At 67.8% G+C, this 20380-nt stretch carries 15 protein-coding genes; 7 read left to right on the top strand and 8 right to left on the bottom strand.

Going from position 1 to position 20380, the window contains the following annotated elements; genetic code table 11:
- Window positions 1-68: 68 nt before the first annotated feature.
- Window positions 69-1511 carry an alkaline phosphatase family protein gene (locus tag MJ605_RS03780; RefSeq protein WP_243039710.1) on the bottom strand — a complete coding sequence of 481 codons (1443 nt, stop codon included), beginning with the start codon at window positions 1509-1511 and terminating at the stop codon, window positions 69-71.
- A 165-nt stretch (window positions 1512-1676) separates the two neighbouring features.
- Here MJ605_RS03780 and MJ605_RS03775 point away from each other — a divergent pair, with 165 nt between their 5' ends.
- Together MJ605_RS03775 and MJ605_RS03770 are read left to right on the top strand one after the other, a co-directional pair.
- On the top strand, window positions 1677-2297 hold the full coding sequence (locus MJ605_RS03775) for a hypothetical protein (RefSeq protein ID WP_243039709.1): 621 nt from the start codon (window positions 1677-1679) through the stop codon (window positions 2295-2297).
- Window positions 2298-2409: 112 nt separating this feature from the next.
- Entirely contained in the window at window positions 2410-3120 is a 711-nt protein-coding gene (locus tag MJ605_RS03770; RefSeq protein WP_243039708.1) for a DUF899 family protein, read from the top strand.
- A gap of 22 nt (window positions 3121-3142) precedes the next feature.
- Here MJ605_RS03770 and MJ605_RS03765 read toward each other — a convergent pair whose 3' ends face one another.
- A complete protein-coding gene (locus MJ605_RS03765) occupies window positions 3143-3553 on the bottom strand; it encodes a VOC family protein (RefSeq protein ID WP_243039707.1) in 411 nt (136 codons plus the stop codon).
- A gap of 170 nt (window positions 3554-3723) precedes the next feature.
- On the opposite strand from MJ605_RS03765, the gene MJ605_RS03760 reads away from it, so the two are divergent.
- Window positions 3724-4524, top strand: a complete 801-nt coding sequence (locus MJ605_RS03760) for a class I SAM-dependent methyltransferase (protein ID WP_243039706.1) — start codon at window positions 3724-3726, stop codon at window positions 4522-4524.
- Between the two features lie 265 nt (window positions 4525-4789).
- Here the strand turns inward: MJ605_RS03760 and MJ605_RS03755 are convergent, their stop codons facing one another.
- From MJ605_RS03755 to MJ605_RS03735, 5 genes are all read right to left on the bottom strand, one after another.
- Window positions 4790-5083, bottom strand: coding sequence for a HigA family addiction module antitoxin (locus MJ605_RS03755; protein ID WP_243039705.1), 294 nt, complete (start codon window positions 5081-5083; stop codon window positions 4790-4792).
- Window positions 5084-5863: 780 nt separating this feature from the next.
- The gene (locus MJ605_RS03750) at window positions 5864-6532 is read right to left on the bottom strand and encodes a glutathione S-transferase family protein (RefSeq protein WP_243039696.1); all 669 of its coding nucleotides are present in this window, start codon (window positions 6530-6532) and stop codon (window positions 5864-5866) included.
- A gap of 166 nt (window positions 6533-6698) precedes the next feature.
- Window positions 6699-10166 carry a methylmalonyl-CoA mutase family protein gene (locus tag MJ605_RS03745; protein WP_243039695.1) on the bottom strand — a complete coding sequence of 1156 codons (3468 nt, stop codon included), beginning with the start codon at window positions 10164-10166 and terminating at the stop codon, window positions 6699-6701.
- A gap of 182 nt (window positions 10167-10348) precedes the next feature.
- Window positions 10349-11287 carry an alpha/beta fold hydrolase gene (locus MJ605_RS03740; RefSeq protein ID WP_243039694.1) on the bottom strand — a complete coding sequence of 313 codons (939 nt, stop codon included), beginning with the start codon at window positions 11285-11287 and terminating at the stop codon, window positions 10349-10351.
- Window positions 11284-11910, bottom strand: coding sequence for a TetR/AcrR family transcriptional regulator (locus MJ605_RS03735; protein WP_243039693.1), 627 nt, complete (start codon window positions 11908-11910; stop codon window positions 11284-11286). Before MJ605_RS03735 ends, MJ605_RS03740 begins: the two co-directional genes overlap by 4 nt.
- A 171-nt stretch (window positions 11911-12081) precedes the next feature.
- Here MJ605_RS03735 and MJ605_RS03730 point away from each other — a divergent pair, with 171 nt between their 5' ends.
- The 4 genes from MJ605_RS03730 to MJ605_RS03715 all read left to right on the top strand — a co-directional run bounded on the left by MJ605_RS03730 (window position 12082) and on the right by MJ605_RS03715 (window position 17321).
- On the top strand, window positions 12082-12405 hold the full coding sequence (locus MJ605_RS03730) for a YXWGXW repeat-containing protein (RefSeq protein ID WP_243039691.1): 324 nt from the start codon (window positions 12082-12084) through the stop codon (window positions 12403-12405).
- Between the two features lie 266 nt (window positions 12406-12671).
- Complete coding sequence (locus tag MJ605_RS03725) at window positions 12672-13775, top strand: Glu/Leu/Phe/Val dehydrogenase dimerization domain-containing protein (protein WP_243039689.1); 1104 nt, start codon at window positions 12672-12674, stop codon at window positions 13773-13775.
- A gap of 98 nt (window positions 13776-13873) precedes the next feature.
- The gene (yccS, locus tag MJ605_RS03720; RefSeq protein ID WP_243039687.1) at window positions 13874-16030 is read left to right on the top strand and encodes a YccS family putative transporter; all 2157 of its coding nucleotides are present in this window, start codon (window positions 13874-13876) and stop codon (window positions 16028-16030) included.
- A 133-nt stretch (window positions 16031-16163) separates the two neighbouring features.
- Window positions 16164-17321, top strand: a complete 1158-nt coding sequence (locus MJ605_RS03715) for an isovaleryl-CoA dehydrogenase (protein ID WP_243039685.1) — start codon at window positions 16164-16166, stop codon at window positions 17319-17321.
- Window positions 17322-17430: 109 nt separating this feature from the next.
- Here MJ605_RS03715 and MJ605_RS03710 read toward each other — a convergent pair whose 3' ends face one another.
- On the bottom strand, window positions 17431-20334 hold the full coding sequence (locus tag MJ605_RS03710) for a S8 family serine peptidase (RefSeq protein WP_425600963.1): 2904 nt from the start codon (window positions 20332-20334) through the stop codon (window positions 17431-17433).
- Window positions 20335-20380 lie beyond the last annotated feature (46 nt).

Below are 20380 nucleotides of genomic sequence, written 5' to 3'. Positions count from 1 at the left end.
TGCCGGGCTAGGACAAAGGTCACGTCACCGTATCGCAAGAGTTTCCGGCCGTCTGGACGGCCGGTGCGCTAGGCCGTCCGCGCCGCCTTCCAGGCGGCCAGCCGCTCGTCGATGTAGCGCAGGCAGTCCGCTTCCGTGGCGAGCGCCGGCATCGCATGGTGCGTACCGCCCTGCGCATCCGGCACGGGCAGGCGCGATGCCAGTTCGGCATACACCTCAAGCAGGTGCGAGGGCTTTCCCGCCGCCGGATTGCTGCCCTGGGACACGGGTACCGTCACGCCGGCCAGCGGATCGTCGGTGCGCGGGCTGGCCAGGCTCAGCACCGCGCCCACGTCCATGGCCGCCGCATCGCGCGCGGTCAGCGCGGGCACGTTCCAGCGCTGCTGCACCGTGCGCAGGATCGAGGTGTGGTCGAACGGCATGCCGCCTTCGGGTACCCGCAGCACCGTGCCGGCGGGGATCAGCGGCGAGACCAGCACGGTGGGCACGCGCGGCCCGAAGCGCGTGAAGTCGAAGCCGTACTCCCCCGCCGCGGCATCCGGCGGCACCGCGCCGGAGGGCGGCGGCACGTGGTCGTAGCAGCCGCCGTGCTCGTCGTAGGTGATGACGAGCAGCGTCCGGTTCCACGCCGGGCCATTGCGCAGCGCGTAGTAGACGTCGTGGATCATCTGCTCGCCCAGCGCCACGTCGTAGTTGGGATGCTGGCTGTTGCCACTGGATCCCCAGCTCGGCTCCAGGAAGGTATAGGCCGGCAGCGTGCCGGCGGCGGCCGCGGCCTGGAAATCGGCGAAGCGGCCGAAGTTGGCGTCGGGCGCGCCGACCAGGTCGGTGAAGGTCATGCGTGTGAGCGGATCCGCGTCGTAGCCGTGTACTCGCCACGACACGCCGTGCTGGCTCAACGCCGCGTAGATGGTCGGCGCGGTGAACGACTTGGTATTGTCGTCCATGTGGCCTTGCGATGTGGCCGCATGCATGAACGCGCGGTTGGGCAGCGTCTCGGTGGGCACCGAGCCGTACCAGTGATCGCACACGGCGAATCCTCGCGCCAGCGCGGACAGCACCGGCAGCGTCTGGGGCGTATGCATGCCCATGATGTCGCCGGCGACGGTGCCGGGCAGGATCGACCATTTTTCCTTGGTCTCCCAGCCCAGCGTATAGACGAAGTCGCCCACGAAGCCCTGGTTGGTCGCCAGCGGCGGGCTGGGTGCCGTGGTGCTGCCGAACAACTGCGAGTTGGTGGCCTTGTAGCCCTCGCCCGGATCCGCGCCCGGCATGAAATAGGTGCTGGCGGTATCCGGCGCGATCCTGAACACGCCGACCGGCGCCCCGCCGGCATCGCCCGGGTTGGATTCCTGGCCGGTCAGCCCCTCGAAGGGCTGGCCGCTGGGCGAGACATTGCCGGCATCGGCATAGAGAAAGCCCAGCATATGGTCGAACGAACGGTTCTCCAGCATCAGCACGACGATGTGCTCGACGGCTGCCAGGCCGTTGGATGGCACCGCGGTGGACATGGCTGCTCGCCTCCTTCCTGTCGGTCGCCCGGCCATTGGAGCAGGCGCGCATGTCCGAGGGATGAACCGGCCCGGGGCATACTGAAGTTCCGCGCGCCGGCGCCGATAACCCGGGCATGCCTTCTTCCGGGCGCGCCGGCGGCGTGCCCGATCCTCGGGACACCTATGCTGCACACGGCGCCGAACCTCGCCTATCTCAAAGCCGCCTGGGCCGCCTTCGCCGGCATCAGCGGCCCCAATGCCAGGCAGAGCTACGAAGCCGCGGGGCTGAGCTTCGTCCGCGTCAACCACTCCACCCTGGTGCGCAAGAACGACGTACAGGTCTCCACCATGCCCGTGCGCTACTCGCGCCACGACCTGCGCGTGGGCTTCCTGGGCCGCATCGAGAACGAGGTGCGCAAGGTGGTGGCGCAGATGGAGCCGATCCTGCGCGAGACGCTGCGCGTGCCACGCGGCCATGAGATGGTGATCGAGCTGGAGGAATGCCTGCGCCTGCTGCGCCGCAAGGGCAACCGTTCGCTGTCCATCCTGGTCCGGCCGCTCGACCCGTCCGTGCTGCCCGCCACCCTGCGGGTGGAGATGCGCGTGTTCCTGGACGCCCCTCGCGCCTGCCTGTTCGCCATCGTCACCCACGAGGCGACGCGCCAGCACATCGACCTGCTGGCGGAGGCACCCAAGCGCATGCGCGTACCGCGCGCGGACAACTATGCCGAACTGGCTCAACGGATGTGCGAGACCATCAACGCCGCGACCGATCCCGAGCCGCCCTCGCAGCTGGCTGCCTGAACGCCGCGCGGGGGCATGTCGATTTTCTTCGCCTCCGTCCGTCGTCGATGGTAAGGACCGCCTCGCCGCCACAGGCGAGGCACCCCGCCCCTCCACCGCCGAGGCCATCGACATGACACACGCTTCCCCGCTCGTCCCCGCCGCCGAACTGGTACGGCGCAATGGCGTGCGCTTTCCCCGCGAAAGCGAGGACTACCGCCGCGCCCGCGATGCCCTGCTGGCCGAGGAGATCGAACTGCGCCGCCACATCGAGCGCGTGGCCGAGCAGCGCCGCGCCCTGCCGCCGGGGCCGGAAGTGGTGGGCGACTACCGCTTCATGGGCGAGGACGGTCCCACCGACCTCGCCGGCCTGTTCGGCGACAAGCCGACCCTGGTGACCTATAGCTACATGTTCGGCCCGCAGCGCGAGCGGCCCTGCCCAATGTGCACCTCGCTGCTGAGCGCCTGGGACGGCGAGGCCCGCGACATCGGGCAGCGCGTGGCGCTGGCCATCATCGCCCGTTCGCCGATCGAGCGGTTGCTGACCTTCAAGCGCGAGCGCGGCTGGCGCCACCTCAAGCTGTACTCCGACCTCGACGGGCATTTCAGCCGCGACTACCGCGCCATCGGCGACAACGGCGGCGACGAGCCCGCCTTCAACGTATTCACCCGCCGCGACGGCCGCATGCGCCTGTTCTGGGCCGGCGAGATGGAGGGGGCCACCGCCGATCCCGGCCAGGACCCGCGCGGCGCGCCGGACCTGATGCCGATCTGGACCGTGCTCGACTGCGTACCGGAAGGACGCGGCACCGACTGGTATCCGAAGCTGGACTACGCGGACTGACATCCGCCGCCCATGCCCGGCGTCATTCGCCGGGCATCTTCAGGCAGTTGACCATCCAGCCCTTGCCGTAGCGATCGGTCAGCAGGCCGAAGCGGTGCGCCCAGAAGGTCTCGCCCAGCGGCATCTGCACGCTGCCGCCCTCGGACAGCGCATGGAACACGCGCTCGGCCTCCGCCGGCGTGCCCACGTCCACGTTCACCACGCCGCCACGCGTGCTGGAGCCTGGCGGGCCATCGGCGCCCATCAGGATGCCGCTGGGTGTTTCCAGTTGCGAGTGCATCACGCGCCCGTGGGTTTCCGGCGGCATCTCCCCAGCCATGGGCGATTCACCGAAGCTCATGCGCGCGGTGAGCTTGCCGTTGAACGCCGCGGCATAGAAGTCGAACGCCTCCCGGCAATCACCGTCGAAATTGAGGTACGGGATAAAGCGCATGGGTCCTGCTCCTGTATCGATGGCATGGGACGCCACGCGCATCCACGCGACGCCTTCCATCAGGACGTCGAACGAGGCGAGGCCGGATCGACCGGCCCTCCTCCCCGCACTTCACATTCCGCTTTCCCCGGCGGCGTACCCTTGGCCGACGCCACCAGGAGGGCCGGACCATGCTGCGGCGCATCACCATCCTGCTCTGTGTGTTGTCACTGTCCATCCCCATCGCCCAGGCCACCGGCACCGTGCCGCCCGCCAAGGACATCACCCTGCAGCAGGCCGTCGCCGGCAGCTGGCGCCCGGCGGCCAACAAGGCCCGCGACGTCTACCGGCACCCGGTGGAAACCCTGCAGTTCTTCGGCATCCAACCGGGCATGACGGTGATCGAGCTGTCGCCGGGCGGCGGCTGGTACACCGAGATCCTGGCGCCCTACCTGGCCGCGCACGGCCAGCTGATCGAAGCGGCGCCGCCCAAGGCCGACAAGTTCAACGCCAAGCTCAAGGCCCAACCCGAGGTATTCGGCCATATCAGCAAGGTGATCCCGTTCGTGCCGCCCGGCCAGGTGGACCTGGGAACGCCCGGCTCGGCGGACATGGTGCTCACCTTCCGCAATACCCATGACTGGCTGATCGACAGCCCGGAGACACTGGACGCCGTGTTCAAGGCCGCGTTCGAGGTACTCAAGCCCGGCGGCATCCTGGGCATCGAGGAACACCGCGCCAGGCCATTCGCCGATGCGCGCGTCACCGCCGGCGCGCTGCACCGCATCCCCGAGGACTACATGATCGCGCAGGCGATCAAGGCCGGCTTCCGCCTGGCCGACGTCTCGCAGGTCAACGCCAACCCCAACGACCCGGAAGACATCAACGTGCACCGCCTGCCGCCCGACCTCGCCGGCCCCGAGGAGGAGCACGCGAAGATGAAGGCCATCGGCGAGTCGGACCGCATGACGCTGAAGTTCATCAAGCCTTAGCGACTGTTCAAAATCTTGGTAGGCCCTCCTCCCCCCTGCACGCAGCCTTGTGGGAGCGCACCCTGTGCGCGACGCCTTTCGCCTCATGGCTCGTCGTCCCGGCGCACCCCGCCAAAGGGGGCAAGGGCCAGGATGACGAACCATGCAGACCGAGGCAAAAGGAGGTCGCGCACAGGGTGCGCTCCCACAGAGGGGACCGATGGGCATCGGCGGGGAGGGGTTGCTGGGATGACACCGAGATGTTGAACAGGCTCTTAGCGCCTGTTCACTTGCGGGGCGCGTCGATATCCACGCCGCCCTCGCGCAGCAGGGCCTTGTACTCCTGCCACTCGTCGTAGTGCTTCTGCATCCTCATCCAGAAGATCGCCGGCACGTCCAGGTAGGCCGCCAGCCGCACGGCGACGTCCTGTGTGATGGGACGCCGCCCCTTCACGATCGCCCCATAGTGCCGTGAGGGAATGCCCGTCGCCCGTGCAAGGGCACTCAGACTGATGCGTTGGGGTTTCAGATATCTATGGAGCAGGACAATGCCTGGATGAAGAGCTGGACGCTTCGTCATGATGCCACTCGCCGTTGATCCGCCCGGCTCGCGGTGGGCCGGCGGGAATCGCCACATGCCATGCAGGTCCTTCCGAAAACGGCGTGCCTCGCCATGGGTGCGGCACGCCGCGGAAAGGATCACAGGACTTGGTATGCCGCTCCGGGCTCAGGCCCGGGAGCCACGGATCGCCGTCGCCACCATGGCAGGCGACAGGGAAATGCCGTGTAGCCGTAGCTCACCCCACGTGTGCAGGAATGGGAAAACGCGGCGGGGAGAAAGGGCGAAGGTGTCGTCGGCGGGAACCGACAAGCGTGCAAGTGCCGTATGATCCGGCGCAGCCATGATCAACTCCTTGGTCTAGTTGGTAATGGCCAGCGGATCGCGTGAGTTGCCGCTCACACGATCCGCGCTACTCATTGCATGCCTGCAATGGCCATCCACGGTGTTCCGTCGAGGCGCCACGTGGATGGCCGGCCGACCATAGCAAGCCCATCCCGCCCGGTCTGTAAGTTTCGTCTACCGGATGGGATCGTTCCCGGCTACAAACGTGGTAGAGCAACCCTCAGCGCGGTGACGGGTTTCGCCATCGCGCCTACCACGGAATGACCGACACGCACCCACGAATCTTTACGCGTTCCATATGCGCGCCACGCAAGTCCGCATCGCTTCTTTACGGGGGGTGCTCGCAGAATGGCGCCATGAAGCGACCGCCGTCCCGGCATCGACTGGCGTCGAGGTCCAGAAGGCTTGTTAGAGCCTGCGGCTCCGGTTGCAAGCCTTCTGGACTTCGCCTGGCGCTCAACCGAGCTTGAACGGGCCGCCGCGCTCCAACGCCCTCTGGTAGGCCGGGCGCGCGCGGATGCGCGCCACGAACCGCGCGATGTGCGGCAAGCGATCCACCATGCCGCTGCGCGCCATGGCCGCCTCCAGCGGAAAGCTCATCTGGATGTCCGCCGCGCTGAAGGCATCGCCCACGAGCCAGCCGGTAGCGGCCAGGGCGCGATTGATATAGGACAGATGCAGTTCCAGTTGCGGGTCGACGAAGCTCGCCTGCAAGGTGTTGGCGATCCTGCGGGCGATGGGCCGGGCGAAGAACGGCATCGGTGCGTTGGCGATGCGCTGCGCGACCAGCTTCAGCAGCAGCGGCGGCATGGCCGAGCCTTCGGCGTAGTGCAGCCAGTAGTTGAAGCGCAGCCGTTCCGGCATGCCGCGCAACGGCGCCAGCTGGCCCGCGTCGTAGCGGTCGATCAGGTACTCGATGATGGCGCCCGACTCGGCCAGCGTATGGCCCTCGTCCTCGATCACCGGCGACTTGCCCAGCGGATGGATGGCGCGCAGCGCCGGCGGCGCCAGCAGGGTCTTGGGATCGCGCTGGTAGCGGACGATGTCGTAGGGAACGTCCAGTTCTTCCAGCAGCCACAGCACGCGCTGGGAACGCGAATCGTTGAGATGATGGACGATAAGCATGGGGAGTCCTGCAGGGCTGGCAGATGCAAGAGGGGATACGCGTATTGTCGCGGAAACGCCGCGCGCCTGCCTCCCTTCGCAAGGGCGCCGCGTGGAAGCCCACGCCGCCCGGCAGGACCTCCCCTCGCCTTTTCCTCTCCCCGCGGGAGAGGAAAAGGTGGATCCGCTACATGTTGCGGCGGTATTCGCCGCCCACGTCGTAGAGCGCGTGGCTGATCTGGCCGAGCGAGTTGTATTTCACCGCTTCCATCAATTGCTCGAACACGTTGCGGCGCTCCCGCGCGGCGTCCTGCAACGCCTTCAGGCTGTCCGGCGCCAGGCCGTTGCGGGCCTTGCCGAAGGCCTGCACGTTGTCGATCTGCTGAGCCTTCTCCGCCTCGGTGGAGCGGATCAGCTCGATCTCGGTGGCGATCTCGCCGCCGTGGTCCTTGGGCAGGAAGGTGTTCACGCCGATCAGCGGCAGGCTCCCGTCGTGCTTCTTCTGCTCGTAGAACATCGACTCTTCCTGGATCTTGCCGCGCTGGTACATGGTGTCCATGGCGCCGAGCACGCCGCCGCGCTCGCTGATGGCTTCGAACTCTTTGTAGACGGCCTCTTCCACCAGGTCGGTGAGCTCTTCGACGATGTAGCTGCCCTGCCAGGGGTTCTCATTGAAGTTGAGGCCCAGTTCCTTGTTGATGATCATCTGGATCGCCACCGCGCGACGCACGCTCTCTTCGGTCGGCGTGGTGATCGCCTCGTCGTAGGCGTTGGTGTGCAGGCTGTTGCAGTTGTCGAACAGCGCGTACAGCGCCTGCAGCGTGGTGCGGATGTCGTTGAACTGGATTTCCTGCGCGTGCAGTGAGCGGCCGGAGGTCTGGATGTGGTACTTCATCATCTGGCTGCGCGCGCTGGCGCCGTAGCGCTCGCGCATGGCGCGCGCCCAGATGCGGCGGGCCACCCGGCCGATCACGGTGTATTCCGGGTCCATGCCGTTGGAGAAGAAGAACGACAGGTTGGGCGCGAAGTCGTCGATCTTCATACCTCGCGCGAGGTAATACTCGACAATCGTGAACCCATTGGACAGCGTGAAGGCGAGTTGGCTGATCGGGTTCGCGCCGGCCTCGGCGATGTGGTAGCCGGAGATCGACACCGAGTAGAAATTTCGCACCTTGTGGTCGACGAAATACTGCTGGATGTCGCCCATCATGCGCAGCGCGAACTCGGTGGAGAAGATGCAGGTGTTCTGCGCCTGGTCCTCCTTGAGGATGTCGGCCTGCACGGTGCCGCGCACGGTGCTGAGGGTTTCGGCCTTGATGCGGGCGTAGGTTTCCGCGTCCACCAGCTGGTCGCCGGTGACGCCGAGCAGGCCTAGCCCCAGCCCTTCATTGCCCTTGGGCAGCTCGCCGGAATACTGCGGGCGGCCGTGGGGGAACATCGCGGCGATCTGCTTTTCCGCCGCGGCCCAGCGCGTGGGGTCTTGCTTGAGGTGCTTCTCGATGTTCTGGTCGATCGCGGTGTTCATGAACATCGCGAGGATGATGGGCGCGGGGCCGTTGATGGTCATCGATACCGAGCTGGTCGGCGCGCTGAGGTCGAAGCCGGAGTACAGCTTCTTCATGTCGTCCAGCGTGGCGATGTTGACGCCGGAGTTGCCGATCTTGCCGTAGATGTCCGGGCGCGGCGCCGGGTCCTCGCCGTACAGCGTCACCGAGTCGAACGCGGTGGACAGGCGCGTGGCCGCGCCGCCCTGGCTGAGGTAGTGGAAGCGCCGGTTGGTGCGCTCGGGCGTGCCCTCGCCCGCGAACATGCGGGTCGGGTCCTCGCCGGTGCGGCGGTACGGGTACACGCCGCCGGTGTAGGGATAATGGCCGGGCAGGTTCTCGCGCATCAGGAAGCGCAACAGGTCGCCCCAATCCTTGGTCCTGGGCGGCGCCACCTTCGGGATCTTCTGGTGGCTGAGCGATTCACGGTAGTTCTCCACCCGGATCACCTTGTCGCGCACCTTGTATTCGTTGACCTCCTCGGTCACCGACTGGTAGCGCGCCGGCCACTCGTGCAGCAGGTGGATAGCCTCGTGGCTGAGTTCCTTGATGGCCTCGTTGTAGCGCTGGCGCAGCGTGAGCAACGTGCGGTCCGCGCCTTCCTCGTGCAGCGCTTCGGATTCATAGCGCGCCAGCTCACGCGGCAGGTGCGCGTCGCCCAGTTCCTTGAGCGACTCGTAGTAGTGCTGCGCCTTGCTGGCGAACCCGGCCTCGCGCTCGATCTCGCGATTGATGCCGCGTCCCTGCTCGGCGATCTCGGCCAGGTAGCGCACGCGGCTGCCGGGAATCAGCACGGTGGCGCGCGGCTCCTTCAACGAGGTATCGACCTCGGGTGTCCACTTCTCGGCGGGCAGGTGGAGCTTCTCGCGCAGCAGGCGGCACAGGCTGGCGAACATCCAGGTCACGCCGGGGTCGTTGAACTGGCTGGCGATGGTGGGAAACACCGGCACCTGCTCGTCGCTGAGCGTAAAGGCGGTGCGGTTGCGCTTCCATTGCTTGCGCACGTCGCGCAGCGCATCCTCCGCGCCGCGCTTGTCGAACTTGTTGAGCACGACCAGTTCCGCGAAGTCGAGCATGTCGATCTTCTCCAGCTGGCTGGCCGCGCCGTAGTCGCTGGTCATCACGTAGGCGGGGAAATCCACCAGGTCGACGATCTCCGAATCGCTCTGGCCGATGCCGGCGGTCTCCACGATCACCAGGTCGTAGGGCTGCGCCTTGAGGAAATCGATGCAGTCGCGCAGCACCGCGCTGGTCGCAGCGTGCTGGCGGCGCGTGGCCATCGAGCGCATGTAGACGCGATGGCTGCGCAGGGAGTTCATGCGGATGCGGTCGCCCAGCAGCGCGCCGCCGCTGCGGCGCCGGGTCGGGTCGACGGCGAGCACTGCGATGCGCATCCCGGGGAACGCATGCAGGAAGCGCAGCAGCAACTCGTCCACCACCGAGGACTTGCCGGCGCCGCCGGTACCGGTGACGCCGAGCACCGGGGTCTGCTTGCCGGCCATCTTCCACTGCTTGCGCAGGTGGTCGAGCTCGGCTTCCGACAGCTCGCCTTCTTCCAGCGCCGACAGCACGTGACCGACGGCGATCTCGTCGGCGATGTCCACCAGCGGCTTCACCGTCGTGGCCGCGCCGTCCTTGGCGCGCTTCACCGCCGCCGCGCGGGCGCGATGCATCACGTCCTCGATCATCTCGGCGAGACCGAGCTTCATGCCGTCGTTGGGATGGTAGATGCGCTCCACGCCGTAGGCCTGCAGCTCGCGGATTTCCTCCGGCGTGATGGTGCCGCCGCCACCGCCGAACACGCGGATATGCGAGGCGTTGTGCTCCTTGAGCATGTCCACCATGTACTTGAAGTACTCGACGTGGCCGCCCTGGTAGGACGACAGCGCGATGGCGTCGGCGTCCTCCTGCAACGCGGCGCGCACCACGTCCTCCACCGAGCGGTTGTGGCCCAGGTGGATCACCTCCGCGCCTTGCGACTGGATGATGCGGCGCATGATGTTGATCGCCGCGTCGTGGCCGTCGAACAGACTGGCCGCGGTGACGAAGCGCAATGGACGGGTTTCCGCCTGGGCGGCGCTGGCGGGAACGTGCTGGGCGGGGGAACTCATGGGGACTCCGGCAACGGCTGTGCGGCTGGTCCCTGGATTTTAGTGGATGGTTACGTTTGGAACATGTTGCGGCGCGGTGGAAAGCCGCTGCGCCGGGGATTTCTCCACCGTCGCGCACAGGGTGCGCTCCCACGGGAGAACGCAACCATTGCGGGAGCGCACCCAGTGCGCGATTCGACGCCTCAGCCATCCCCAAATGGCAGATTCGGCGACGACACCACGCGTTCGCCGATGGCCTCGCCACGCAGGAAGGCCAGCGATGCCTCGACCACCTCCGGCGCGTCCAGCACGCGATGATGCCCCAGCCCCTGGGTGGTGAGCAGCCGCGCGCCATGCCAGTGGCGGGCATAGCGTTCGCCCTCAGACCAGGGCACGTCGCGATCATCCATGTCGTGCACGATCAACGCGGGCTGCCCCAGCGACGGCAGGTGACGATGCACCTGCAACTGATGGATGTCGAAACCGGTCATCGCCCGCAACCCGTCATGCAGGCGCCCATGCAGGTGTTCGCCCAGGCGCACCAGGCGCGTGAAGCGCTGCGTCGCCGCCACCGGATCAGCGGCGGGCGCAATCAGGATGAGCTTATCCGCATGCCAGGTTTCGCCCTGCGCCAGCGCGGCCGCGGCGCCACCCAGCGAATGCGCCACGGCCAGCGCGGCATGGCCATGGTGGCGTCCCACTTCGCGCACGGTATCGATGAAGTCCGGCAGCGTGCAGGTGCATCCTTCGCTGAGGCCATGCCCCGGCTGGTCGAACGCCACCAGCGCGTAGCCCAGCGCGCGCAGCGGCGCTACCCACGGCAGGTAGCGCAGGCCGAAGCTGGACCAGCCGTGGATCAGCAGCGCATACGGCTGGCGCACGGGATCGCCCCAGGTATAGGTGGCGATGCGCCGGCCATGGACGACCAGTTCGCCACGCCGCATCTCCGCATCGGGCTGCGCGCGTTGCGCCCGCGCGCGGCTGCTGGCGAAAGGGGTGACGAACAGGCGCAGCGCCTGCGCCACGGTGCGCGCGGGCGCCAATCGGCCGCCCACCGCGAACCCGGTGCGCACCGCCTTGAGCTTGAACGCGCCGGGGCCGTGCGAATGGCCCTTCTTGCGCGGGAATGCCGTGCGCTTCATGGCGCGCCTCCCTGCCCGCCCTGCGGGCGGTAGCTGGCAAGCAGGCGCTCGAACGCCGCCCATGCATGCCCTTGCGCCTCGTCGAAGCCGAACAGGGCGGCATCGTGGTGCAGGCCCAGCATGAGGGCATGGATCTCGAAGGCGATCCGGGTGGGCTCGGCGCCCTGGCGCAGTTCGCCGTTTTCCACGGCATGGCCGATGGTGCGCACCAGTTCGCGACGCCAACCGGCCTGCTGCTGGGCGACCTTGTCGTGCAGCGGGCCTTCGCGTCCGTCGTACTCGCTGGCGGCCGCCAGCAATACGCAGCCGCTGGGATAGGCACGGATCCAGCCGATCCAGGCGCCGATGATGGCGCGCAGGCGCGCCAGGCCGCGCGGCTGCGACAGCGCAGGAAATTTCACCTGTTCCAGGAAGCGCTGCTGCCCGGCCTGCAGCACGGCCAGCTGCAATTCCTCGCGCGAGCCGAAGTGGGCGAACACGCCGCTCTTGGACATGCCCACGTCCTGCGCCAGGGCGCCGATGGAAAGACCTTCCAGGCCCTCGCGGCGGGCCAGCGCGTAGGCGTGGTCCAGGATGAGTTCGCGCGTGGCGGCCCGCTTGCCAGGGTATATCGATGCGTTCATGTCACGAAAATAGCACGATCGTTCGTTCTTTTGCCCGACCGACTGAACGGAAGCCACCGCGCAGCCATCACAAAGCTGAACGAGCTCAAGAAATGACGTCAACACCCTGCGACGCGTTGTCGTTTCCCGCCATGAAGCCGCCCATCGCGGCCATCACCAGGAGAAAACGTCATGCTGAGCATTGCCCGCAAACTCGCCCTGCTTGCCGTGGTTGGCATCGCAAGCGCGGGCGCCGTCTATACCCCCGCCGCCACGGCCGGCGTCGCGGTGGGGATCGGCATCAACGTCGCCCCGCCGGCGCCGGTCTACGAGGTGGTGCCCCCGCCGCGCCCCGGCTACGTGTGGGCGCCGGGCTATTGGCGCTGGGAGGGACATCGCCACGTATGGGTCCACGGCTACTGGATCCCGGCCCGCCCGGGCTTCGTCTATCACCAGCCCCACTGGGAGCACTACCGCGATGGCTGGCGCTTCCACGAGGGCTATTGGGGCCATTGAGCCCCGTAGGCGATGGCTGATGCCTGCGTAGGCTCCAACCAGCAAGGAAGACCGGCGCACCACCGCCATACGCACGGGCTTTGATGCGGCGCAGAACCAGCGGCCAGTCGGCGCGTACTACAATAGGGATCTCGACTCATCGCCCCAGCCCCCGCTGGGGCGTTTGAGTTTCAGGCGTTTTCAGCCTTGGCGGGACATGCTGGATCGTTCCCGCCGCCATCCCGGCGTGCCGTCCCCGGGCACACAACTTTGGAGTTTGCGTTCCAATGATTTTCGAAACCATCGCCAACACGGGCCACGAAGAAGTCGTCTTTTGCCACAACAAGGACGCCGGCCTGAAGGCCATCATCGCGATCCACAACACGGTGCTGGGCCCCGCGCTCGGCGGCCTGCGCATGTGGCCGTACAAGAGCGAGCAGGACGCGGTCAACGACGTGCTGCGCCTGTCGCGCGGCATGACCTACAAGAACGCCGTGGCCGGCCTGAACCTCGGCGGCGGCAAGGCCGTCATCATTGGCGATCCGAGCAAGGACAAGTCCGAGTCGCTGTTCCGCGCGTTCGGCCGTTTCGTCAACTCGCTCAACGGCCGCTACATCACGGCCGAGGACGTCGGCATCGACGTCAACGACATGGAATACGTGTTCCGCGAGACCGAATACGTGACCGGCGTGCACCAGGTGCACGGCGGCTCGGGCGATCCCTCGCCGTTCACCGCGTTCGGCACCCTGCAGGGCCTGATGGCCGCGCTGCAGGCCAAGCACGGCAACGAGGACGTGGGCAAGTACAGCTACGCCGTGCAAGGTGCCGGCCACGTGGGCAGCGAGTTCATCAAGCTGCTGCGCGAGCAGGGCGCCAAGGTGTTCGTCACCGACATCAACAAGGACGCCGTGCAGCGCTGCGTGGACGAGCTGGGCTGCGAGGCCGTGGGCCTGGACGAGATCTACGACGTCGACGCCGACGTGTACTCGCCGTGCGCGCTGGGCGGCACGCTCAACGAGCAGACCATCGACCGCATCAAGGCCAAGATCATCTGCGGCGCGGCCAACAACCAGCTGGCCACCGACGCCATCGGCGACGAGCTGCAGCGCCGCGGCGTGCTGTACGCGCCGGACTATGCGGTGAACGCCGGCGGCGTGATGAACGTGTCGCTGGAGATCGACGGCTACAACCGCGAGCGCGCCATGCGCATGATGCGCACCATCTACTACAACCTGGGCCGCATCTTCGAGATCTCCCGCACCCAGGGCGTGCCGACCTACAAGGCGGCTGACCGCCTGGCGGAGGAGCGCATCGAGTCCATCGGCAAGATCAAGCTGCCGACCATGGGCAACCACGGCCCGCGCTTCGCCGGTCGCATGCGCGGCCAGTAGGCGCCGTCGCAAGTCCCAGGAAAACGCCGGCCTCGCGCCGGCGTTTTTCTTTCCGGTTTCACCGGCGCACCGCGGCCTCCGCATCGTATGCTGGACACATGCCCGATACCCTTGCCCATCGCTGGCGCCGCCTGCGCGGTTCCGACCGCTTCGCCGAATGCCTGCGCGTGTTCCTCGCGCTGGGCGGCGCCGCGGCGTGGTGCTCCGGCAGCGGGCATATCGACGATGCGCTGGCCATCCTGCTGGGCGTGATCGCCTGCGCGCTAGCGGAAACCGAGGAACACTGGCGCAACCGCGCGGGTACCCTGCTGCTGACGCTGGCCTGCTTCGCGGTGTCCTCGTTCGCGGTGCAATGGCTGTTTCCCTATCCCGCGCTGTTCGCGCTGGGGCTGCCGCTGTCGACCTTCGTGCTGGTGATGCTGGGCGCGGCCAGCGAACGCTACGCCACCATCGCCGGCGCCACCCTGTTGCTGGCCGTCTACACCATGATCGGCGCGGACCAGGCCATGGACGTGCCGGTGGCCGCCTGGCGCCAGCCGCTGCTGCTGCTCGCCGGCGCCGCCTGGTACGGCGTGCTGTCCCTGCTGTGGAGTGCGCTGGCGCCGCAGCAGGCGGTACGGCTGTCGCTGGCGCGCCTGTTCGACACCCTCGCCGCCTATCTGGAAGCCAAGGCCGCCCTCTTCACACCGGTGCACGGCGTGGACCGCGAGGCCCTGCAGCTGTCGCTGGCGATGAAGAACGAGCGCGTGGTCGAGGCGCTCAACGATACGCGCACGGTGCTGATCGACCGCATCGGCGCACGGCGCCCGCGCGGCAGCGCCGGCACGCGCCTGCGGCTCTACTTCATGGCACAGGACATCCACGAGCGCATCAGCTCCGCCCACTATCCCTACGACGCCCTGGCCGAGGCGTTGTTCCACAGCGATGTGCTGTTCCGCTGCGAGCACCTGCTGCGCGAGGAAGCCATGGCGTGCCGCCGACGCGCCGACGCCCTGCGGCTGCACACCACCGCGGCCGCCGACGACGGCATGCGCATCTCGGTGGAAGACCTGCGAAGCGCGCTGGCCGCCCTGGGCGCTCGCCCCCAGCCGCCAGCCGCGCACCTGCTGCGTTCGCTCGAGGCCCTGGTGAACAACCTCGCCGCGATCCAGCAGCAATTGCAGGGCGACCAGCCGATCGGATTGCCCGCCAAGGGCCGGCAAAGCGTGCTGCAGAATCCCGAGCCGCAGTCGCTGCGCGAGGGCTGGGAACGCATCCGGGTCCAGCTCACGCCACGCTCGTTCCGCTTCCGCCATGCGCTGCGGCTGGCCCTGGCGCTGCTGGCCGGCTACGGCGTGCTGCACCTGATCCATCCCCGCCATGGCTACTGGATCCTGCTCACCACCCTGCTGGTGTGCCAGCCCAGCTACGGCGCCACGCGCCTGCGCCTGGTCCAGCGCATCATCGGCACCACCATCGGCCTGGTTCTGGGCTGGGCTGCCTTGCGGCTGCTGCCCTACGGTCCGTGGCAGATGCCACTGATCGTGGTCTCCGGCGTGGTGTTCTTCGCCGCCCGCCTGCGCCGCTACCCCACCGCCACCGCGGCCATCACGCTGTTCGTGGTGCTGTGCTTCAACCAGCTCGGCAAGGGCTACGAGGTGATGCTGCCGCGCCTGCTGGACACCCTGCTTGGCGCCGCCATCGCCGCGCTGGCCATGCGGTTGGTGATGCCCGACTGGCAGGGCCGCCGCTTCGACGATGTGCTCGCCGATACCCTGCGCTGCGACGCCCGCTACCTGTCACGGATCATCGCCCAATACGCCTGCGGCCGCCGCGACGACCTCGACTACCGCATCGCCCGCCGCGACGCGCACAACGCCAACGCCACTCTGAGCGGCGTGCTGGCCAACATGCTGCGCGAACCCGGCCAGCACCAACGCGGCGCCGAACGCCTGATGCGCTTCCTCGCCGCCGCGCACACGCTGCTGGGCCAGCTTTCGGCCCTGGGCGTGCATCGCCAGGCCATCGCCTCCGCCCCGGCACGGGAAGCGGTGGCGCGCGCGGGCGCCCTGGTCGTGGCCACGCTCGACCACCTGGCTGACGCGCTGGCCCAGGGCCACCACGCCGCTCCATCGGCCGACGACCCGGTACTGGCCGAAACCCTGGCCTTGCGCGACGGCGACGATGTCACGCGGCTGGTGCTGGGGCAACTGGGACAGGTGCTGGCGCAACGCGATCGACTTGCGGAGTTGGCGAATGCGGTGCATGCGGGATGAGCGTGAAGCGCTCTGCTCTGAAGAGCGTCATGCTCCACGCATCCATCCGTGTACCAAAGTTGTGCGACGCGCAACGGCCCGTCACGCCGTGCGCGTTACCATTGCCTACCCACCTGCACCCGGAGTTCCAGGCATGCGTCCCTTCCCGCTGGGCGAAGACATCGACCTGCTGCGTGAAAGCGTCCACGCCTTCGCCGAGAAGGAGATCGCGCCCCGCGCCGATCACATCGACCGCGAAAACCTGTTTCCTGCGGACCTGTGGCGCAAGTTCGGCGACATGGGCCTGCTCGGCATCACCATTCCCGAGGAGTACGGCGGCAGCGGCATGGGCTTTCTCGCGCATATGGTGGCGATGGAGGAAATCTCGCGCGCCTCGGGCTCGGTCGGCCTTTCCTACGGCGCGCATTCCAACCTGTGCGTGCAGAACATCTTCCACAACGGCAACGAGGCGCAGCGGCGCAAGTACATTCCCAAGCTGTGCTCGGGTGAGTACGTGGGCGCGCTGGCGATGAGCGAGCCGGGCGCAGGCTCGGACGTGGTCGGCTCGATGAGCTGCAAGGCGGAGAAGAAGGGCGACGCGTGGGTCGCCAACGGCTCGAAGATGTGGATCACCAACGGCCCCGACGCCGACGTGCTGCTGGTCTACATGCGCACGGCGCCGCGCGTGGCGGGCAGCCGCTGCATGACGGCCTTCATCGTCGAGAAAGGCATGAAGGGCTTCAGCACGGCGCAGAAGCTGGACAAGCTGGGCATGCGCGGCTCCAACACCTGCGAGCTGGTGTTCGAGGATTGCGAGATCCCCGCCGAGAACATCGTGGGCGAGGTGAACGAGGGCGTGCGCGTGCTGATGAGCGGCCTGGATACCGAGCGCCTGGTGCTGTCGGGCGGCCCGATCGGCCTGATGCAGGCGGCGCTGGATATCGCCCTGCCGTATGTGCGCGAGCGCAAGCAGTTCAATGCGCCGATCGGCACCTTCGGGGTGATGCAGGCGAAGATCGCCGACATGTATACCGCGCTGCAAAGCTCGCGCGGCTTCGCCTACATGGTGGCGTCACAGTTCGACCGTGGCGTGAAGTCGCGCATCGATCCCGCCGCCTGCCTGCTCAACGCCTCGCAGAATGCGGTGAAGGTGGCGCTGGAAACCATCCAGACCCTGGGCGGCAATGGCTACATCAACGAGTTCCCGGCCGGCCGCCTGCTGCGCGACGCCAAGCTCTACGAGATCGGCGCCGGCACCAACGAGATCCGCCGCATGCTGATCGGCCGCGAGCTGTTCCACGGCAAGGCCTGAGCCAGCCATCTCCCTGTGGGAGCGCACCCTGTGCGCGACTGGATGATGACGATGCCACGCCAGTCGCGCACAGGGTGCGCTCCCACAAGAAAGCGCGGGGCAAGCTCGCCTAGAAATCCAGGCGGTAGTTGAGCATGCCCATCATGCCCTGGTCGCGCTGGCCGAAGTACTGGTCCATGCCGAACCGCAGGCTGGAACGCGAGGACAGGGTCCAATCCAGCGTGACGCCCGCCTGGCCCTGGTGGCGCGACAGGCCCACGCCGCCCACCGGCGCCCACTGGTCCAGCGCGGTGAAGCTGGCGTCGAACGCGTCGCCGCGCGTGGCGAACGCCTGCTGCCATTGCAGGCGCCCCTGCAGGCTGAGGCTGCCGCCACCGGCAAGCGCCCAGGTATGGCCGGCGCGCAGGCCGAAGCCCGCCTGCCAGCGGTCCACCGTTTGCGAGGCGGATTTCAGGCCGAAGCCGTCGCCGCCCAGTTCGTTGAAGCCATCGCGCTCGATGCGTGCGTATTGCAGGTTGGCGTACGGGGTGATCTGCACGCCGCCCAGGTTGGCGCGATAGCCGCTTTCGCCATAGGCCACGCCGTAGCGGCCGTTGCTGTCGCTGGCCACGGCGGCCACGGCACTGCCCAGTTCCAGGTGGCGGCGCATGTCCTGGCGATAACTGCCGTAGCCAAGGCGCCCCATGCCGTACCAGGCGTCGTGCACGAAGCCGGCGTACAGCATGCCCTCGACCGCCTGGCTCCGGCCCTGGTCGGCGTATTCGCTCAGACGCCCCAGGCCCTGGCTCTGGCTGACCGCGAAGCCGACGACGCCGTTGCTGCCGAAGCGGCGGTCCTGTCCCACCATCCATCCGCTGAGGTCGTAGCCCACGCTGTCGTAGCCGCTGCGGCTCATGCTGCCGTGGTAGCCCAGCGTCTGCGCCCAGCCGCCGACCGTTTGCGTGTCGGCCAGGTTGCCGAAACGGTCGGACAACGCACGTGTGCCCGCGTCGATCGCCTCGAAGGTCATCGCGGCGCTGGCCGCGTGCAGCTGGCCGGACAGGCTTTCCAGCGAGCGCTGCAGCGCGGCCGTGGTGGGCGTCTGCTGCAGGCTCGCCGCACCGGCGAGGAAGCCGGTGGGCATCGGGCCATTGCCGGCCATGCCGCCCCCTTGCCCCAACTGCGTGTTGATCTGCCCGTAGGCATTGTCCACGCGCTGGGCCGCGCTGAACGAGGCTGCGGTGTAGCTCATGCCGGCCACGGCGGTGGCCTGCACCTGGCTCACGTTCAGCCATGCGCTGGTGCTGTTGTAGTTGAGCGTCGCTGACAACAGGATGCCCTGCGCCACGTCCAGCCCGGAGAACTGGCCGGTAAGGCCGCCGGTGGCGGTAACCACCTCGGTATGCGCGTTGGCGACGTAGCCCTGCGCGGCGCCGATCACGTACAGGTCCCCGCCCGCCAGCGTGGCCTTGCCGTCCACGCGCAGGGCCGAGCCCAATTCGAGTGCCAGCCGGCCGGCCTGCGGACTGGCGGCGTTGAGGCCCTGGTCGTAATTGCCGGCAATGTGCACATCGCCGCCGGCCACCACCAGCGTGCCCAGGTTCCGCACGTTCTTGCCGAAGCTGTGCGCGCCGCGCATCACGGCGTCGACGTTGTCGATGTACAGCGAGCCAGCGAGCGATGGCGCGGACAGCACGCCGTGCACGACATGAGTGTCGCCCTGGTAGCTGGGCGCCTGGGTCAGCGTGAGCGTGCCGCTGCCGTCCTTGGTGAGGCCGCCGGTGCCGCTGATCGCGTTGCCCCAGGTGGAGTCGATGTTGAGGGTGGCGTCGAAATCGCCCCAGTCGAAGCGCGCCGGCCCCTTCACCGCCTTGCCCACGTCGAGCATGCCGTAGCCGAATACCGGGTCCACGCCGGGTGCGCCGAGATCGTCCGCCGTGCCCAGCAGCGTCTGGCGCACCTGGTCGTTGGTGAAGTACGGGAAGGCTTGCCATACCAGCGCCGCGGCACCGGACACGGCGGGCGCCGCGAACGAGGTGCCCTTGACGATCCAATAGCCCTCGCTGACCTTGGTGACGTCCTTGTCGCTGACGATCACGTCGCCCGGTGCGGCCAGGCAATAGTTCATGGCGATGCCGCATTGGTTCGAATAGCTCGCCAGCTGCGTGGGATGGTTGCTGTCCACCGCGACCACGGCCAGCCAGCCCTTCCCCAGATCCGGCGCGAGGCTCGGCAAGGCCGCGATGGTGCTCGGGTTGGCTTGCGAGGCATTGCCGGCGGCAAATACCACCAACCCGCCCCACGCGTTGACGTAGGTGTCGTACGCGTCGTGGAACCCCTTGGTCGTCGCCGTGTCGGATGCATCCCAGGCGATGCCGCCCCACGAATTGTTCATCACCTTCACGCCGGCATCGATCAGGTCGGCGTTGATGAACCGGAAGATGTAAGCGTCGTCGGCGGTGACCATGGAAGGCGGGGTCGAGCCATTATCGCTGGGCGCCTTGTCGGAAATGATGCGTGCCGAAACCAGGTTCGCGCCGGGCGCCACGCCGCCGGGAAAACTCCCATAGGCCTTGCCCGCGGCGATCTGCGAAACCCAGGTGCCATGGCCGATCACGTCGTCCACCGACGTGTTGTTGATGGACGGGTCGATGTAGATCAGCTCCTGCGTGACCCGTCCGGCCAGCGCGGGATGGTTGCGCATGATGCCGCTGTCGATCACGCCGATGGTGACGCCGGCGCCGTTGAAGCCCGCGGCGTGCGCGGCATCGGCATGAGTCAGCGATAGCTGCGCATCGAACGGCGGCTGGTCCGACGGCGGCGACGTGGGCGTGGTGGGCGTGGCCGGATTGCCCGGAGCCGTCGGTGGCGTATAGCCGGGGCCTGGCGGGATATAGCCCGGACTGGGGGGCGTGTAAGGTCCGGCCGGCTTGACGTTGCCGTTGCCGCCGCCACCGCAGGCGCTCAAGCCCAGCGCCGCCCACACCAATACCGACATCTGGCGGAAACGCATTCCGCGCACACCACTGTCCATAGTTTCCCCTGTGCCCCTTAGCGAACCGTGCCATCCACGCGCGGCG

This window comes from Dyella sedimenti, from assembly GCF_022760995.1.
Taxonomy (GTDB): Bacteria; Pseudomonadota; Gammaproteobacteria; order Xanthomonadales; family Rhodanobacteraceae; genus Dyella; species Dyella sedimenti.
The sequence above is the reverse complement of the archived record's forward strand: the minus strand, read 5'-3'. Positions and strand labels throughout refer to the sequence as shown.

Bases quoted from the DNA above. Each gene is read 5' to 3' on its own strand.
- MJ605_RS03725 (WP_243039689.1), top strand. From the start codon at position 12,672: ATGATTTTCGAAACCATCGCCAACACGGGCCACGAAGAAGTCGTCTTT.
- MJ605_RS03710 (WP_425600963.1), bottom strand. From the start codon at position 20,334: ATGGACAGTGGTGTGCGCGGAATGCGTTTCCGCCAGATGTCGGTATTG.
- MJ605_RS03760 (WP_243039706.1), top strand. From the start codon at position 3,724: ATGCTGCGGCGCATCACCATCCTGCTCTGTGTGTTGTCACTGTCCATC.
- MJ605_RS03735 (WP_243039693.1), bottom strand. From the start codon at position 11,910: ATGAACGCATCGATATACCCTGGCAAGCGGGCCGCCACGCGCGAACTC.
- MJ605_RS03745 (WP_243039695.1), bottom strand. From the start codon at position 10,166: ATGAGTTCCCCCGCCCAGCACGTTCCCGCCAGCGCCGCCCAGGCGGAA.
- MJ605_RS03775 (WP_243039709.1), top strand. From the start codon at position 1,677: ATGCTGCACACGGCGCCGAACCTCGCCTATCTCAAAGCCGCCTGGGCC.
- MJ605_RS03750 (WP_243039696.1), bottom strand. From the start codon at position 6,532: ATGCTTATCGTCCATCATCTCAACGATTCGCGTTCCCAGCGCGTGCTG.
- MJ605_RS03730 (WP_243039691.1), top strand. From the start codon at position 12,082: ATGCTGAGCATTGCCCGCAAACTCGCCCTGCTTGCCGTGGTTGGCATC.
- MJ605_RS03765 (WP_243039707.1), bottom strand. From the start codon at position 3,553: ATGCGCTTTATCCCGTACCTCAATTTCGACGGTGATTGCCGGGAGGCG.
- MJ605_RS03780 (WP_243039710.1), bottom strand. From the start codon at position 1,511: ATGTCCACCGCGGTGCCATCCAACGGCCTGGCAGCCGTCGAGCACATC.
- yccS (WP_243039687.1), top strand. From the start codon at position 13,874: ATGCCCGATACCCTTGCCCATCGCTGGCGCCGCCTGCGCGGTTCCGAC.
- MJ605_RS03740 (WP_243039694.1), bottom strand. From the start codon at position 11,287: ATGAAGCGCACGGCATTCCCGCGCAAGAAGGGCCATTCGCACGGCCCC.
- MJ605_RS03715 (WP_243039685.1), top strand. From the start codon at position 16,164: ATGCGTCCCTTCCCGCTGGGCGAAGACATCGACCTGCTGCGTGAAAGC.
- MJ605_RS03755 (WP_243039705.1), bottom strand. From the start codon at position 5,083: ATGACGAAGCGTCCAGCTCTTCATCCAGGCATTGTCCTGCTCCATAGA.
- MJ605_RS03770 (WP_243039708.1), top strand. From the start codon at position 2,410: ATGACACACGCTTCCCCGCTCGTCCCCGCCGCCGAACTGGTACGGCGC.